The 16366-nt window shown below is 68.2% G+C and carries 16 protein-coding genes and 1 pseudogene; 7 read left to right on the top strand and 10 right to left on the bottom strand.

Annotation, left to right across the window (positions count from 1 at the left end):
• Positions 1 to 97: 97 nt before the first annotated feature.
• From KJ554_03360 to KJ554_03340, 5 genes are read right to left on the bottom strand one after another with little or no spacing between them, the layout of a single operon-like run.
• On the bottom strand, positions 98 to 370 hold the full coding sequence (locus tag KJ554_03360) for a Smr/MutS family protein (GenBank protein MBU0741376.1): 273 nt from the start codon (positions 368 to 370) through the stop codon (positions 98 to 100).
• Positions 367 to 1902 (bottom strand): SLC13 family permease, encoded by a 1536-nt coding sequence (locus KJ554_03355; GenBank protein MBU0741375.1) that lies wholly within the window; start codon positions 1900 to 1902, stop codon positions 367 to 369. Before KJ554_03355 ends, KJ554_03360 begins: the two co-directional genes overlap by 4 nt.
• Entirely contained in the window at positions 1899 to 2702 is an 804-nt protein-coding gene (locus KJ554_03350) for a DUF2797 domain-containing protein (protein MBU0741374.1), read from the bottom strand. Before KJ554_03350 ends, KJ554_03355 begins: the two co-directional genes overlap by 4 nt.
• A 36-nt stretch (positions 2703 to 2738) precedes the next feature.
• Positions 2739 to 2981: a hypothetical protein gene (locus tag KJ554_03345; GenBank protein MBU0741373.1), complete on the bottom strand. Its 243-nt coding sequence runs from the start codon at positions 2979 to 2981 to the stop codon at positions 2739 to 2741.
• A gap of 6 nt (positions 2982 to 2987) precedes the next feature.
• Entirely contained in the window at positions 2988 to 3569 is a 582-nt protein-coding gene (locus KJ554_03340) for a carbonate dehydratase (protein ID MBU0741372.1), read from the bottom strand.
• A gap of 106 nt (positions 3570 to 3675) precedes the next feature.
• Here KJ554_03340 and KJ554_03335 point away from each other — a divergent pair, with 106 nt between their 5' ends.
• Complete coding sequence (locus KJ554_03335; protein MBU0741371.1) at positions 3676 to 4905, top strand: spore maturation protein; 1230 nt, start codon at positions 3676 to 3678, stop codon at positions 4903 to 4905.
• A 7-nt stretch (positions 4906 to 4912) separates the two neighbouring features.
• On the top strand, positions 4913 to 5194 hold the full coding sequence (locus KJ554_03330; GenBank protein ID MBU0741370.1) for a hypothetical protein: 282 nt from the start codon (positions 4913 to 4915) through the stop codon (positions 5192 to 5194).
• Between the two features lie 40 nt (positions 5195 to 5234).
• Here KJ554_03330 and KJ554_03325 read toward each other — a convergent pair whose 3' ends face one another.
• Together KJ554_03325 and KJ554_03320 are read right to left on the bottom strand one after the other, a co-directional pair.
• Complete coding sequence (locus KJ554_03325) at positions 5235 to 6521, bottom strand: hypothetical protein (GenBank protein ID MBU0741369.1); 1287 nt, start codon at positions 6519 to 6521, stop codon at positions 5235 to 5237.
• 122 nt (positions 6522 to 6643) lie between these two features.
• Positions 6644 to 7741, bottom strand: coding sequence for a hypothetical protein (locus KJ554_03320; GenBank protein MBU0741368.1), 1098 nt, complete (start codon positions 7739 to 7741; stop codon positions 6644 to 6646).
• Between the two features lie 182 nt (positions 7742 to 7923).
• Here KJ554_03320 and KJ554_03315 point away from each other — a divergent pair, with 182 nt between their 5' ends.
• The gene (locus KJ554_03315; GenBank protein ID MBU0741367.1) at positions 7924 to 8682 is read left to right on the top strand and encodes a class I SAM-dependent methyltransferase; all 759 of its coding nucleotides are present in this window, start codon (positions 7924 to 7926) and stop codon (positions 8680 to 8682) included.
• Between the two features lie 233 nt (positions 8683 to 8915).
• On the opposite strand, the gene KJ554_03310 is transcribed toward KJ554_03315, so the two are convergent.
• On the bottom strand, positions 8916 to 9500 hold the full coding sequence (locus tag KJ554_03310) for a superoxide dismutase [Fe] (GenBank protein ID MBU0741366.1): 585 nt from the start codon (positions 9498 to 9500) through the stop codon (positions 8916 to 8918).
• A 361-nt stretch (positions 9501 to 9861) separates the two neighbouring features.
• Here KJ554_03310 and KJ554_03305 point away from each other — a divergent pair, with 361 nt between their 5' ends.
• The gene (locus KJ554_03305; GenBank protein ID MBU0741365.1) at positions 9862 to 10437 is read left to right on the top strand and encodes a hypothetical protein; all 576 of its coding nucleotides are present in this window, start codon (positions 9862 to 9864) and stop codon (positions 10435 to 10437) included.
• A gap of 72 nt (positions 10438 to 10509) precedes the next feature.
• On the opposite strand, the pseudogene rarD reads toward KJ554_03305, so the two are convergent.
• A pseudogene (gene rarD / locus KJ554_03300) lies at positions 10510 to 11417 on the bottom strand (EamA family transporter RarD).
• 130 nt (positions 11418 to 11547) lie between these two features.
• Here rarD and KJ554_03295 point away from each other — a divergent pair.
• Positions 11548 to 12909: an MATE family efflux transporter gene (locus tag KJ554_03295; protein ID MBU0741364.1), complete on the top strand. Its 1362-nt coding sequence runs from the start codon at positions 11548 to 11550 to the stop codon at positions 12907 to 12909.
• On the opposite strand, the gene KJ554_03290 is transcribed toward KJ554_03295, so the two are convergent.
• On the bottom strand, positions 12906 to 13193 hold the full coding sequence (locus KJ554_03290; protein ID MBU0741363.1) for a ferritin-like domain-containing protein: 288 nt from the start codon (positions 13191 to 13193) through the stop codon (positions 12906 to 12908). The genes KJ554_03295 and KJ554_03290 overlap by 4 nt on opposite strands.
• Positions 13194 to 13415: 222 nt before the next feature.
• On the opposite strand from KJ554_03290, the gene KJ554_03285 reads away from it, so the two are divergent.
• Together KJ554_03285 and KJ554_03280 are read left to right on the top strand one after the other, a co-directional pair.
• Positions 13416 to 13913: a universal stress protein gene (locus tag KJ554_03285; GenBank protein ID MBU0741362.1), complete on the top strand. Its 498-nt coding sequence runs from the start codon at positions 13416 to 13418 to the stop codon at positions 13911 to 13913.
• Between the two features lie 66 nt (positions 13914 to 13979).
• Positions 13980 to 16366 (top strand): hypothetical protein (locus KJ554_03280; GenBank protein MBU0741361.1); only part of this gene is annotated, 2387 nt, incomplete at its 3' end.

Raw genomic sequence — 16366 nt, 5'->3', positions numbered from 1 at the left:
CGAGCGGCCGCCGCGCGGCGCTTCGCCAGTCTCGTGGCGGATCGAGCGCCCGATACCCTTGCTGCGCCCGCTGCTGCCCGGCTGTCGTTTCTTGTACTTACCCACCGTCTTCCCCTGCACGCAGGCGCACCACTGTCGCTCCCCAGGAACCCGCGTCGCCCGGGTGGCCGTAGCTCTCCACGGCCGGATGCTTCGCCAGCACGGCGCGCACCGTCTCGCGCTGCACGCCGATGCCCTTGCCGTGGATGATGCGCACGTCGAGGATCCCGCGTTCCAAACAGAGGTCAAGATAGTCGCGCACCAACTCCTTCACATCCTCCGGGCGGAACATGTGCAGGTCCAGGACGCCATCGATCTCCATCTCGCTCATCGCAACGCGCCCGCCGCCTGCTCCGCCCAGACGGGCGTCGCGCCCATGTCCCCTCCGAACGCGGCCGCGCCGAGCAGATAGATCGCCGCCGTTATGATCAGGGCCCCGACGAGGTTCAGCACCACGCCGGCGCGCGCCATCTCCCTGATCCCGATCATCTCCGTGCCGAAGATGATGGCGTTGGGCGGCGTGGCCACCGGCAGCATGAAGGCGCAGGACGCCGACAGGGTGGCCGGCACCATCAGCAGCAGGGGGTTGACGTGGATCGCCACCGCCACGCTCGCCACCACCGGCAGCGCCATCTGCGTGGTGGCCGTGTTGCTGGTCAGTTCGGTCAGGAACGTCATGATCAGGCAGACGGCCAGGACCATCAGCACGGGCGGCAGGCTCGACAGGCCGGTCATGCGCTCGCCGAGCCATTCGGACAGGCCCGCGTCCACGAATCCCTTGGCCAGGGCGAAGCCACCGCCGAAGAGCAGCACGATGGCCCAGGGCAGCCTGCGGGCGGCGCGCCAGTCCATCAGGCGCACGCCGGGCCGGGCGCGGCTGGGGACGATGAACAGCAGTAGCGCCATCACGATGGCCACGGTGCCGTCATCGACCAGGGCGCCGTCGGGCAGCAGCGACGACCAGCCCGGCAGCGACACCTCGCCCAGGCGCAGGCCCGTGCGGGTCAGCCACAGCAGCGCCAACAGGGCGAAGTCGGCGAAGACCACCTTCTCCTCGAAGCTGGGCGGCCCGAGCTGCACACGCTCCGCCGCGAAAACGCCGTGATCGATGAGCCCCGCCAGGCGGCGCAGGCCGAACATGGCGGAGAGCAGCATCCACACCACGGCCAGCATCACTGCGGACACGGGCAGGCCGATCACCATCCAGCCGGCGAAGGAGATTTCCGGCGCGTCGGGAAAGAGCAGCTGCAGGTTGCTGACCAGCAGCGGATTGGGCGGCGTGCCGATCAGGGTAGCCAGCCCCCCCACCGAGCAGCCGTAGGCGGTGCCCAGCAGCAGGGCCGCGGCGAAGCGGCGCCTCTCGCCCGCATCGCCCTCCTCGCCGAGGCCCTTGATCACGGCCAGGGCGATGGGGGCCATCATCATGGCCGTCGCGGTGTTGCTGATCCACATGGACAGGAACGCGGCGGCGCTCATGAAGCCGAGCACGATCCGGTTGGGCCCGCCGCCGACCGCCGTGATGATGCGCAGGGCGATGCGCCGGTGCAGGCTCCAGCGCTCCATGGCCAGCGCCACCATGAAGCCGCCCAGAAAGAGGAAGATGATGCTGTTGAAGTAGAACGGCGCGATGGCCTTGCTCGACATGATGCCCAGCAGGGGGTACAGGGCCACCGGCAGCAGCGCCGTGATTGCCAGCGGCACCGCCTCGGTCATCCACCACACGGCCATCCACGCCGCGATCGCCGCCATGGCCGTCACCGACGCCCGCTGCGGGTCCAGATCGACCAGCGCCAGCAGCAGGACCGCGGCCGCCGGCCCCAGCCAGGTCCCCGCGGACGAGGCGCTGGTCCTCGCCCATCTCATGGCGTCTCCCCGTGCACGGCGACGCGGTAGCCGGTGAACTTGCGCACGTTGATCGCGCCGGCATCGAAGATCAGGTACTGCCCCTTGATTCCCTGCAGGACGCCGCCCGCGACCGGCATCTTGTCCAGGTTGAAGCTCTCGACCTTCCGCGGGTAGAGCAGCACGGGATAGCGGAAGACGTGCTCGACGCGCTTCTCCTCGGGCAGTTCCGGCACGCCCATCACCTCCAGCTCGTCCAGCACCCGCTCGGCCATGTCCGCCAGATCCCCCTCGGGATGCTCCTCCTTGAGCATGCGCATCCAGTGGGTGCGGTCGTCGAAGCGCCGCGACAGGTCGTGCTCGACGAGTCCCACCTCGCGGCGGCTGGGCATCTCCGCCAGCGGGACCGCGCGCACCGCGCCCTGGTCGATCCAGCGCGAGGGCACGTTGACCCGGCGGGTGACGCCGACCTTGAGGCCCGAGGTGAGCGAGACGTACAGCACGTGCGGCTGGAAGCATTTGGCCTGCGCGAAGCCGTCCTCGCGGCAGGGGTTGTCGGACTCGAAATAGTGGCAGAGTTCGGGTTTGACCATGCAGATGTCGGCGTCGGCGCGCGTCTGCGAACAGGGGAAGCAGAACCCCTGGCCGACTGTCTTCTTGAGGGCGCGGCCGCAGGCGACGCAACGGATCTCACCGTCGAAGCGCAGCTCGACCGAGCGGCCGAGCAGCGCGTTGAGGGGAAGGTCCTCGGTGCGCTCACCGGGTTCGTGCCGGCCGTCGCGCAGGAAGTAGGAGACGGGATCGTCGTGCACGACGCGCATCTTGGCCAGGGAACCGTGCCAGAGACATTCCACCGGTCACGCCCCCGGCAGCTGATCGACGAAGCTGGGCAGGACGTCCTTGAGGATGTGGCCGAGGATCAGCAGCAGGATGCCCCGCAAGAGCGTGCGCTTACCTTCCGACGTCAGGCCGACGGTCGGTCGCCGCGCCGGCGTCTGCTCGTCCGATCGCAGATGGGTGTTGAGCAGCAGGGCGCGCACGGTCAACACGACGCCACCCAGCACCGCCAGCCAGCCGAAGATGTCGAGTATGGATCTCATGGTCCCCTAGCCTCCTGCGAATACACGCCGGTAGCCCGTCAGCAGTTCCTGGTTCTCCGCCGCGATGGCGTCCAGCAGGGCCCGTTCCTCGGGCGTGACCCGGCGCAGGACCGCCACCTCCTCCTCGGTGGTCACGGCCGCGCCCGGCGGCACGTGCACCCCGGCCGGCAGGTCCACGCCCTGCACCACGGCGCCGGCCGACACCATGACCCCCTCGCCCAGGTTGGCGTGGAAGACCACGGCGCGGAAGCCCACGAAGCAGCCGTCGGACACCAGACAGGGCCCGTGCACCACGCAGCCGTGGGCGAGACTGACGCCCTGGCCCACCACCACCGGCGTGCCGGCCAGGGCGTGCACGATCGCGCCCTCCTGGACGTTGCTGCCCGGCCCGATCTCCACCGGCGCGACACGTCCGTCCTCGGTCGTCTCGTCGGCGCGAAGCACGGCGTTGGCGCAGATCATCACGTCGGCGCCCACGCGCACCTTGCCGATGAGCTGGGCGGTGGGGTGGAGCCAGGCCGTGGTGTCGACCAGGGGCAGGTGCCCCGCCGGATTGGGCTGGAGCAGGGTACGGAAAACGTCGTTCATCGGCGGAACCTCCGGTCCGAGCATCCCACAGTTCGGCGCACATCTCAACATAGACCATGACAGTGCCGAACCCCGCCGCTAGACTCGACGGCAACCGGGAGGACGCATGCTGAACAAGATATGGGCCGGCTTCTTCTTCGCCGCCCTGCTGGCCGCCCTCGTTCAGGCCCTGTTCCTGGGCAACACCGGCGTCTTCGCGGACATGGTGGGTGCGACGTTCGAGCTGGCCGGAACCGCCTTCGAGATCGCCCTGGGCCTGACGGGGGTCATGTGCCTCTGGCTCGGCTTCATGCGCCTGGGCGAGCGGGGCGGCGCGGTCGAGCTGTTGGCGCGCCTCTTCGGCCCGCTGTTGCGCCGCCTCTTCCCGTCGGTGCCGGCGGGACACGCGGCCGAGGGCGCCATCACCATGAACATGGCCGCCAACATGCTCGGCCTGGACAACGCCGCCACGCCCCTGGGTCTGAACGCCATGCGCGAGCTGCAGTCGCTGAACGCCAGCGACGACACGGCCAGCGACGACCAGATCCTGTTCCTGGTGATCAACACCTCGGCCGTGACGATCCTGCCCGTGACCATCTTCACCTACCGCGCACAGATGGGCGCCGCCGACCCCACCGACGTCTTCCTGCCGATCCTCATCGCCACCTTCTGCAGCACGCTGACCGGCCTGCTGGTGACCGGGCTGGTGCAGCGCCGGCGGCTGCACGACCCGGTGATCCTGGGCTATCTGGGCGTCATGACGGCGGTGGTGGCCGGGCTGGTGGCCTACTTCGCGCAGCTGGACCGCGACCAGGTGCAGACCCAGTCGGCGCTGCTGGCGAACACGCTGATATTCCTGGTGATCGTGGCGTTCGTGTGGGCGGCCGTCCGGCGCAAGGTGCCCGTCTACGAGGTCTTCGTCGACGGCGCCAAGGAGGGGTTCGGGGTGGCCGTCGGCATCATCCCCTATCTGGTGGCCATGCTGGTGGCCATCGGCGTTTTCCGCGCCAGCGGCGCCCTGGACCTGCTGCTCGACGGCGTGCGCGCCGCGGCCGACGGCCTGGGCCTGGACACGCGCTGGGTCGACGGGCTGCCCACGGCCCTGATGAAGCCCCTGTCGGGCAGCGGGGCGCGCGGCCTGCTGATCGAGACCATGCAGACCCACGGCGCGGACTCCTTCGCCGGCCGCGTGGCCAGCGTGGTGCAGGGCAGCACCGAGACGACCTTCTACGTGCTGGCGGTGTACTTCGGCAGTGTCGGCATCCGGCGCACGCGCCACGCGCTGGCCTGCGGTCTGGCCGCCGACGCGGCGGGCGTCCTGGCGGCGATCCTCGTCACCTACCTCTTCTTCGCCTGAGGTTGCCGTGACCGACATGCCCCGCCCCGCCCCGGCCGCGTACGCGCCCTACATCGGCCGCTACATCGACCTCGTCCCCGACGGCGACATCCCGGACAGGCTCGCCCGGAGCGTGGAGGAGACCGCCGCCCTGGTCGCCGGTTTCGGCGCGGAGGGCGCGCTTCGCCGCTACGCGCCGGACAAGTGGGGCGTGAAGGAGGTCGCCGGGCACGAGCTGCACCACGCGGCGGTGCTGCGCGAGCGCTACCGGCAACCCGCCCCCGCGGACAATGCCGAGCCCCGCCTCTGATGAAGCGGGGCTCGTTCGCGCGGTTGACTCCGAGCGGCGGCTAGTCCTCCGGAAAGACGGGGAACGCGAGCTGGTGCGCCGCGCCGTCGATGCCGATCAGGTTCATCAGCAGCATCCCGGGACCGTAGGTGTCCAGATAGCTCTCCCAGAGCGGGTACAGGTCGAAGGTCAGCGTGGACTCGAACCACGCGTCGCAGTCCTCCTCGATCTCGTGCACCAGCACCACGTTGATCTGGGGCGGCAGCGGCTCCATGAAGCCGCCGCTGGCGTAGAGGGTGAACGGATGGTCGGGCTGGCAGCCCGAGTAGCCCACGTGCATCAGCAGGCGGTGCCGCTCCACCACCTCGGCGCCGAACAACATCCAGTGCCCGAAGTGCAGTTCGCCGGGCGGGAGGTCGGTGAACACGATGGGCGGCGCAACCGGCGGCGGACCCCAGACGCCGATGCCGAAATGGGCCTCCAGGAAGCTGTTGGGCATTCCGTCGGGGCCGGGGGTGAGCAGCACTTCGCGCGGGTTCGGCGTGGTCCAGGGCGGCAGCGGCGGCAACCCGAAAGCGATGTCGCAGCGCAGTTCGTACAGTCCGGCCGCCTCGACCGGCAACGCGTAGTGGCCGTCTGGGCCCGGCATGACGTCCATCACGTCGCCGCCGGGCAGGCGGGCTGTCACGATGGCGCCCTGCAGGGGCGGCTCGCCGGGATCGCGGTAGCCGCTGAGGTTCTCGTCCACGAAACATACGCCGGCGATGCGCGGCAGGTCGGGCGCCGTGCCGAACTCGGCCCGGCCCTGGAAGGAGAACGAGACCAGGCCTGGATCGTGGAAGATCCAGGTCTTCGACCCGGAGGTCTCCCCGTGTTCCAGGACGCCGTCGTCGCCCAGCAACCCCGAGTAGTCGAAGCCGAAGCGCTCGAAGTAGGCGAAGGTGTCGGGCTGCGACGGCGCGGGCGGCATCAGCATGTAGTCGGCGTTGGTGATCGACACGGACGGCGGCACGAAGCCCTCCACCCAGACGACGGCGGGCGCGTACAGCGGATGGGGGTGCTGGCTGCGGATGGCCACGTCGAGGGCGATCATCTCGCCGGCGGCGTCGATCGTCAGGTTCGAACCGATGAGTTGGACCCGGATCGGAGGACCGTCCCAGGGAGGGGGCAGCTGAAGGGTCTTGAGCACGAAGGTGCCGGAAGCGGGATCGAAGGCGCCCTCGGCGCCGATGCGCCCCAGATCCGAACCTTCGCCGACGGGCGCCGTGGTCTCGGAACACCCGTGCAGCGCCACCGCGAGGACCAGCAGCGCTCCCACCAGGAACAGAGTGCGTACGGATCGCAGCATCACACGGCCTCCTGAGGAGATGTGGGGTTCATGTGGTCGGGGTGGCGGCGGCAGGCCCCGGCGAGAGAAGACCGGGCCTTGCCCTGGGATCATACCACAACGGCGGGCGGATTGCCACCGGGCTAGAAATCCAGCCAGACGGCGGCGCTGTAGCGCGCCAGGCGCTGCGCACCGTTGAGGGTCGGCGCCTCGGACGCGGGCGGTGCATACGGCACGCTGGCGTAGTCGCCGCGGAACCCGAAGCGGCTTCCCGGCGGCGCAAAGGTCAGTCCGCCGCCGTAGGTGGTGCCGTCGACGCAAGTCGCGTCACTCGCATCGGCCCGGCCGATCCGGCCGGACGCCAGACCCAGCAGCGTCACCTCGACGCCGTAGCGCGAGAAGGTCTCGTCCGACCAGCCGTCCGCGAGCTTTGACTTCTGCCAGTCGGCGGCGATCAGCCAGCTCAGGGGGTGGCCGAGCCGGCAGTGCCAGCCGTGGCGTCCCTCGATGGCCAGCCCCACACGGCCGTACTGTCGAAGGCGGGTGCTGGGCGTTTTCGAACCGCCCGTTGCACCGGAAAACTCGATCTCTGCCTCGCCGGTGTTGGCCAGGGCGCCGCCCAGACGCCAGCCCACCCAGCCCCGGTGGACGTCGTCGCTGTCGCCCAGGAAATGGCGCGTGCCCACGATCACACCCAGATCCTTGTCGGTGGCCTGCGCGCTGGTCTCGCCGTCCCAGCTGGTCTTGAATTTCTTGAAGTTGACGCCAACGCTGGCGAGGAGTGTGGTCTCCTCGCCGAACATCAACCGGCCCACGTCCAGGGCGATGCCGCCGGCGCGCACGCGGGACTTGAAGTCGGTAACGAAAGCACCATCCGGGAGATAAGCCGTGCGCACAAAGAGGTCGTCCCGAGACAGCTCGCTCTGCCACCCTCCCAGGCGCAGGTAACCCACCTCCACGGCGGCGCTCAGGGTGGTGAACTTCAAGTCGTCCAGGAGCTGGTCCGCCGCGTGATAGCCGACGGCCGCGGTGCGCCCCTCGAGCTGGGTGGCCGGGTTCCAGTAGAGGCCGGCGGGTCCCTCGGCCACGGCGGTGAAGGCCGCGCCGAGGCCCTCGCTGCGGGCGTCGGGCGCCATGTACTGCTCGAAGAAATAGTTCGTGCCGATCGCCTCGAAATCCTCCGCGGCCGTGACGGGCACGGCGAGCAGAACTGCGGCGACCAGGACGAGATACGTTTTCATCGAATTCTCCTGACGATTCTCGAGCGGCGACCGCATCATGCTAATGGCCGGGGGGCCGCGGATCAAGGTGGCCGGCGTGATAGCCGAGTATTATGGATGTGCCAGGGAAGAAGCGATTGTATACTCCCGGCCCGGACCGAGATTCCGGATCGCGAGCAACCTCCAGCGGGGACGGCGGTTACATGTCCGATGACATCAAGCGCAAGGAAGCCGAGTATTTCGACGAATACACCGAAACCCTGGTCCGCGCGCCGCTCTGGAAATACTACGCCATCAGCCGCCGCAGCAAGAACGACTATCGCCGCGCGGAGATCTCGCGCTGCCCCGGCGCCCGGGTACTGGACTACGGCTGCGGGGCCGGCCATCACTCCCTGGAACTGGCCGACGCCGGCGCCGCCCGGGTCGTCGGCATCGACATCTCACCCCGCTCGATCGAGGTGGCCCGCGAGGCCGCCGCCAGGGCCGGCGCCGAGAACACCGAGTTCCACGCCATGGACGCCGAGAAGATGGACTTTCCCGACGACAGCTTCGATCTGGTCACCGGGCTGGCCATCCTGCACCACCTGGATCTCGACGTGGCCGGGCGCGAGCTGGCCCGCGTGCTCAAGCCCGGGGGCGTGGCCGTCTTCTCCGAGCCCCTGGGCCACAACCCCGCCCTCAACCTCTTCCGCAGGGTCACGCCCCGGATGCGCACCGCGGACGAACACCCGCTCGTGCGCGCCGACGTGAAAGTGCTCGAGCGCCACTTCGACGGCGTGGAGGTCCGCTGCTTCCACATGTGCTCGCTCCTGGCCATCCCGCTGGTGAAGTGGCCGCGCGTCTTCGAGCCCTTCCTGCGCGTCATGGACGGACTGGACGACGTCCTGTTCAAGATGATCCCACCCCTGCGCTGGTGGGGTTGGTACGCGACCCTCGAATTCACGAGGCCGGTCAAATCTTGACCTGGACACGAACCTTCATATCTTTGCTTGATCCGATCCCGCTCCAGATCCGACCAGAAAGCCCGACATGAGCCATAAAATCGTGATGCGCGCCGCCATTTCCATCTTCCTGCCGCTGGCCCTGGCCCTGGTCGCCGCCGCTCTCGCCAACGCCTGATCCTGGTATGATAATAAGAAGGGGAAAGCTCCGAACGGAGCTTTCCCGGCGATGTCCCGCGATGCCGCGCCTGCGTCTAGCCGGCGAAGTTCCTGGTCGCGAAGTCCCAGTTCACCAGGTTCCACCAGTTCTCGACGTACTTTGGGCGCGCGTTGCGCGTGTCAACGTAGTAGGCGTGCTCCCAGACGTCGATGACCAGCAGCGGCGTCAGGCCGCTGGTCAGGGCCGAGCCGGCGTTGCTGGTGTTGAGGATCTCCAGGCCGCCGTCGGCGTTCTTCACCAGCCAGGTCCAGCCGGACCCGAAGTTGGTGGCCGCGGAGGTGGAGAACGTCTCCTTGAACTTGGCAAAGGAGCCGAAAGCCGCGTTGACGGCGTCCGCCAGCGCGCCGCCGGGCGCGCCGCCGCCGTCTGGGCTCATGCAGCGCCAGTAGAAGCTGTGGTTCCAGACCTGGGCCGCGTTGTTGAAGATGCCGCCGGGCGGGGCCGTCTTGACGATCTCATCGAGCGACTTGTCCTCGAATTCGGTGCCGGGAACCAGCTTGTTGAGATTGGCCACGTAGGCGGCGTGGTGCTTGCCGTAATGATACTCCAGCGTCTCGGCGGAGATGTGGGGCTCCAGCGCGCTCCGGGCGTACGGCAGATCGGGCAATGCGAAGGTCATGATCACGTCCTTTTACTGAGTCCTCGTCCATCGAATAAGATCACGCCAATCCAGGATATATTCGGTCGGCGCTTATCGCCAGCCCAATACTGATCCGATCCGGGGGTCCCCGGAGCCGTTTGTCCGCGAAAATCCCTCGACGCCCGCCAATTGATGCGACATCATCAACTTGCTGCGTATCAATCGATTGTCCCCATGAAGCATCAAAATGAATGCGGACATTTCAATTAACTGAAAATATGCAATGATTTTCACGTAAGATCTAGGTGTCGGCCAAACAGTCCATGCGCATCCAATGGTCAGATAGGCAACGAAGCGACACGCGAGCTTAACAAAAGAGGGACGAAAGGGAGGTATCGCGATGAAGAGGTCAAAGAACTGGCAAACGCTGACAATCGTGGGTCTTGCGCTCTGCACGCTGGCCGTCGTGCCGGCTCAGGGACAGGATCTGGATTTGAGCGTGGATGACGTTGTCGTGGAGATCGTCGGAAACGGCTACCAGGCCGCGCCCCACATCGGGCTGGCCAACCACGGCAATCTCGCCAACCATCTGCTGCAGGTCGCCATCTACTACGGACCCATAATGGTCGAACTGCTCGAGGACGGCGTCCAGTACGTCCAGAACCATCACACCTGCTGGAACTACCTGTATCCCAATTGCGGCCAGGGAGAGTGCCTGGACATCGTCAGCTTCACCGCCTACTACGCGGGCAACTGCCAGCGCTCTGCGCTCTTCTACTTTTGCGGCTGCAAGTACACCATCACGCCCTACGTGCAGTGGATCCCGTACGCGGGCCAGGCGACCCTGACCGTGGTCGTAGATCCGTACAACCTGGTCCCCGAGGTCGACGAGACCAACAACACCATGACAATCGACCTGGAGCCCGTCGCCGACGAAACGATCACCTGGACCGCGGTCAAGAGCATATACCGGTAGAAGCCGGCCCGACCGCCCGACAGGACAGGCCCCCCGGAGGATCTCCGGGGGGCTTCGCGTGAGACCGACGCGTCAGGTGCGGGTCCTCCCCGTCGAAGCCGGCGCGGCTCTTCGCATGCCGTGCAGCGTGTCGTACGTGTAGAGCGCCAGCGCGATCCAGATCAGGCCGAAACCCACGGCGTGGGTGCGCGTGAAGGGCTCGCCGAAGGCGAGCACCGCCAGCAGGAACTGTCCGGTGGGCGCCAGATACTGCATGAACCCGATCGTCGCCAGCCGCAGGCGCCGCGCACTCTCGGCGAACCAGACCAGGGGCAGGGCCGTGACGACGCCGGCTGAGACCAGCAGCATGTCGATGCCGCCGCCCGCGTGCAGGAAATGCAGCTCGCCCCTGTCCTGGCGCCAGATCATCCAGGCGACCGCCACCGGCGAGAGCATGAGGGTCTCGGCCGTGAGACCCTGCACGCCGGTGGCGTCGACCCGCTTGCGCAGCAGGCCGTAGAACCCGAAGCTGACGGCCAGGACCAGGGAGATCCAGGGCGGGCGACCGTAGCTGGTCGTGAGCCAGACGATGCTGATCGTCGCCAGGATCACCGCCGCCGTCTGCAGCGGCCGCAGGCGCTCGCGCAGGAAGACGAAGCCGAGCAGTACGCTGAACAGGGGATTGATGAAGTAGCCGAGGCTGGCCTCGAGCAGGCGCGCGTTGGCGATCGCCCAGATGAAGAGGCCCAGTTGACGGCGATCAGACCGGTCGTGCAGACGAGCGTGAGCTGGGTGCGCGCATCGCGCAGCAGCCGTCGGAACTCGCGCAGGCGCCCGCGCGCCGCCGTCAGGATCAGCAACAGCACCAGAGACCAGACGACGCGGTGGGCCAGCACCTCCAGCGGCGGCACCGACCCGACGGCCTTGAAGTACAGCGGCAGCAGGCCCCATGCGCCGAAGGCGGCCAGGCCGTAGATCACGCCGCTGCGTTGCCGTTCCATGTCTTCCATGGCAGAATGATAGGGCGAGCCCACCGCAAAGCGAAGCGATTACGCCGCCGCCCCGGGACCTTGTCCGGTTGCGGGCCGAACGACACGCATATTCCGGGGACCACTTCCGGACGGGAGCACCATGACCGACGGCAATCCCCGCGACCACCTCCTCTCCGACGACCATCTCGGCCGCCTGCTGGCGCGCCTGTCGGTGCCGGCCATGGTCGGCATGGCGGTGATGGGACTCTACAACGTGGTGGACACGATCTTCGTGGGCCGCGGCGTGGGCGCGCTGGCCATCGCCGGCATCGCCGTGGCGTTCCCCATCCAGATCCTGGTGATGTCCATCGGCCAGATGCTGGGCGTGGGCGCGGCGTCGGTCATCTCGCGCAGCCTGGGGGCGGGCCGCCCGGAGCGGGCGCAGGTTGCGCTGGGCAACATGCTCTTCGCGGTGACGGTGCTCTCCGTCCTGATCACGGCGGTCGGTTATCTCCGGCTCGATGAACTGCTGCGGCTCTTCGGCGCCACCGACACCATCCTCCCCCATGCCCGCGAGTACATGGAGATCCTGCTCGCCGGCACGCTGCTGCACGCTTTCGCCATGGCCAGCAACAACGTCATCCGCGCCGAGGGACAGGCGCGCGTCGCAATGATCAGCATGCTCATCGGGGCCGTGGTGAACATCGCCCTGGACCCGGTGTTCATCTTCGGTCTGGGTTGGGGACTGGCGGGCGCGGCCTGGGCCACCGTGATCGCCAAGGTGCTGGCGGCGCTGTACGTGTTCGGCTACTTCCGCTCGGGCCGCACGCCGCTGTCGCTCGCGCTGCGGCACTGGCGCCCCCTGCGCGGGATGATGGGGGAGATCGTCGCCATCGGCTCCTCGTCCTTCGTGCGTATGGCGGCGTCCAGCGTGCTGGCGGTGGTCATGAACCACACCCTCGCGATCCACGGCGGCGACATGGCCATCGCCGCCTTCGGCGTGATCAATCGCCTGCTGATCTTCATGATCACCCCGCTGATCGGCCTGGCCCAGGGGCTGCAGCCGATCGTGGGCTTCAACCACGGGGCCGGGCGTTTCGACAAGGCGCGGCGCGCGGTGAGGCTGGCGCTCGCCTCGTCCACCGCGATCGCGACGGCCGGCGCGGCGCTGATGCTCGCCTTCCCGACGACGATCCTGGGGATCTTCAGCCGCGACCGCGAGCTGCTGGCGATCGGCGTCGGCGCCGTGCGGGTCGTCGTGCTGACCTTCCCCCTGGTGGGCATTCAGATGGTCGGCGCGACCCTGTTCCAGGCCATCGGCCGCGCCCTGCCCGCGCTGGTGCTCAGCCTGTCGCGGCAGTTCATCTTCCTGCTGCCGCTGCTGCTGATCCTGCCGCGGCCGTGGGGGCTGAACGGGATCTGGATCTCGTTCCCCGTGGCCGACCTGGCGGCCGTGGCGCTCACGCTGGCGTTGATGGTGCCGCAACTGCGACGCTTCGGCGCGGCACGCCGACCCGCCTAGCCGTGCGCGATCGGCTTGTCCGTGAAGACGTAGTCGCGCAGCTCCCTGTCGAAGGCCGGGTCCCGGCGGCGGATCCACTCCAGGATCATGGACGCGTGCTCCTTCTCCTCGTCCCGGTTGTGGGCGAGGATCGCGCCCAGCTCGCTGTCGCTGCAGGCGTCGACGCGCTGGTTGTACCAGTCGACGGCTTCCAGCTCCTCCATCAGGGAGACGATCGCGCGGTGCATGTCCCGCGTCTCGGCGGACAGTTCCGTGACCGGCTCGTGGTAACCCTCGTTCGCCATGTCAATCCTCCCGCGGTTTCTCGCATGACCGGGCTCGAGTTCGTTTCGACGAGTGCATACCAGGAGATCCGGTCCGTTGCAATAGGCGCCGATGACCGCCGGCCCCGACAACAGGTTGACGATTCGCCTTCCCTGGTCGACTAATGTATGTGGCGGCGGTTCACCGCCCGCGATCATCCGACCGGTGATTCCGCCGCGGAAAGCCGAGGAGGGAGTATGGTCATGTTCCGTCGCATTCTCTGTCCCACCGATTTCAGCGAACCGTCGCGCAAGGCGATCGAACTCGCCCGCTCGCTCGCGGTGCAGTTCGGCGCGGAACTGCGGATCATGCACTGCGTCGAACCGGTCACGATACACGGCCCGACCATCGACATGGGCGCGCCTTCGAGCGCATTCGACGTGGCCGGCTACCAGGACCTGATACTGAAGCAGGCCGAGGAATCCCTGCGGGCCCTGGGCGCGGAGCTGTCATCGCGCGAACTCGAGGTGTCGATCCACCTCGCCCGCGGCAAGCCGGGCGAAGAGATCGCCGCCCACGCCGAGGATTTCGGCGCCGATCTCGTGATCATCGCCACGCACGGCGAGTCCGGCTGGCGCCGGTTCCTGTTCGGGTCGGTCGCCGAGAAGGTCATGCGCACCGCCCGCTGCCCCGTCCTCACCGTGCACGAGGACGGCGGCGGCGCCTCGGTACGGCCGCCCGGCCCCGCCGCCGAGCGTTGATCACACCGCCGGCGGCGGTGTATACTCATGAGCCCCCCGCCGAATCTCGCTCACCGGAGGTCTCCCGTGCGCACCCTGACGGTCTCGCTCCTCTGCCTCGCCCTGCCCGCCGCGGCCGCGGCGATCCCCATTTCCGACCTGCACCAGAACTACGCCAACGGCACGCCGGCCCTGCTCGACCAGACGGTGACGGTGAGCGGCGTGGTCACGGTGCCCACGTACCTCCTGAACGGCTGGAGCCTGGAGGTCTTCGTGCAGGACGAGACCGGCGGAATCAACGTCTTCGTCTCGGGGGGCGCGTCAAGCTGGAACCTGGCCCTGGACGACAGCGTGACCGTCACCTCGCGCGTGGCCTTCTACAACGGGCTGACCGAGCTGGGGACCGATACGAGCTACACGACCATCACGAACCACGGTCCGGCCGCATCGCCGCCGGACCCCCAGCTCATGACCTGCGCCGAGGTGGCGGGGGCCATGACGCCGAGCTACTGGGACCCCGACGAGAGCCGCCTGGTGCGCCTGGATGGCCTGAACGTCGCCGGCGGCACCTGGCCCACCGCGCCCGGCGGCAACACGGTGTTGACGATCAGCGACGGGGGCGGCTCCTGCCTGCTCTACATCGACCAGGACACCGACGTGAACGGGAGTCCGGACCCCGGCGCCGACTTCTCGGTGATCGGCGTGATCAAGCAGTACGACACCAGCAGCCCCTACACGTCCGGCTACGAGGTCATGCCCCGCTACTCGAGCGACGTGATTCCCGCGGGAGCGGGCCCCATCGTGCTCGGCAAGGCCACCCTCATGAACATCACGACCACCTCGGCCTACGTGGTGTTCATCACCCAGGACGACGGCAGCAGCGAGGTCGAGTACGGTCCTGACGCCGGCTACGGGCAGACCGCCGGCTACCCTGATATCGCGATCACGTTCCACATCGTCCAGCTGACAGGCCTGACGCCCAACACGGTCTACCACTTCCGCGCCAAGTCCGCCAACGAACAGGGCGTCTCCTACGGTCCCGACCAGCTCCTGGCGACCCCGAGCGACACGCCCGGCGAGATCCACGTCTACATGAAGGGCTCGGCCGACCACGGCATGTCCTACGACGGCCTCTCGTTCGTGAACGACAACGAGTCCCTGTCCTCGCGCCTGGTGGACCTTGTCGACGACGCCGAAGCGTCCGTGGACGCCTGCCTCTACAGCTTCAGCCTGGACAACGTGCGCGACGCCCTGATCGCCGCCCACAACCGCGGCTGCCTGGTGCGCATCATCATCGACCAGGACAACTCGACCTACGACGCGGACGTGTGCGCGGCGGCGGGCATCCCCTACATCACCAGCGGCTTCGGCGGCAACCACGCCAGCGGCGCCATGCACAACAAGTTCGTGGTGGTCGACGGTCGCGACGCCGACAAGTACGACGACTGGACCTGGACCGGCAGCGCCAACATGAGCGTGTCGGGCGACGGCGACCTGAACAACGCCGTCGCGATCCGCGACTACGGTCTGGCCCAGGCCTACACCATCGAGTTCAACGAGATGTGGGGCAGCGACACGCAGACGGCCAGCGCCGCCGCTGCGCGCATGGGCGACGCCAAGCTGGACGACACGCCACACGAGTTCACCATCAACGGCATCCGCGTCGAGCAGTACATGAGCCCCACCGACGCGGTGACCCAGCGCGTGGTCGAGGCCGTGCAGTCGGCGGAGCAGAACGTCTACTTCGCCATGCTGGCCTTCACCCACGACGACATCTCCGACGCCATGCGCGCCCGGCGCGCCGCCGTTCCCGACCTGGGACTGGCCGGTGTCTTCGAGCAGGACCAGGGCGACTGCGCGAGCGGGAGCGAGTACTGGCGCATGCACGGCGACGCCTGCGCGCCGGATCCCTGGTCGCCGCCCGCGGACGTCTGGCTCGACACGGCGCTTTCGACCAGCGTGCTGCTGCATCACAAGTATCTGCTGATCGACACGCCCGGCAGTCCGATGACCTCCCTGCCCGACAAGGACGGCGGGCCCTTCGACAGCCTGGTCCTGACCGGCAGCCACAACTGGAGCTACAGCGCCGAGAGCGTCAACGACGAGAACACGCTGGTGATCCACGACTACGCCGTCGCCAACCTCTACCTGCAGGAATTCGCGGCGCGCTACGCCGAATCCGGCGGCACCGGATTCCTGGGCTGGACCACCGGCGTCGAGGACGGCGCGGACGCGTCGCCGCGGCTCGTCGCCGGCCTGCGGGCCTGGCCGAATCCCTTCAACCCCCAGCTCAACCTGTCGTTCACCACGGCCCGCGCGGAGCGTTTGGACGTGACCGTGCACGACGCGCGCGGCCGTCTCGTGCGTTCGCTCGCCCGCGGCGAGGATCTGGCGGCCGGGCTGCACGTGCTGGGCTGGGACGGGCGCGGCGAGGACGGGCGCCCGGCGGCGAGCGGCGCCTACTTCCTGCGCGT

The sequence above is a fragment of the bacterium genome, from assembly GCA_018814885.1.
GTDB lineage: Bacteria > Krumholzibacteriota > Krumholzibacteriia > LZORAL124-64-63 > LZORAL124-64-63 > JAHIYU01.
The sequence above is the reverse complement of the archived record's forward strand: the minus strand, read 5'-3'. Positions and strand labels throughout refer to the sequence as shown.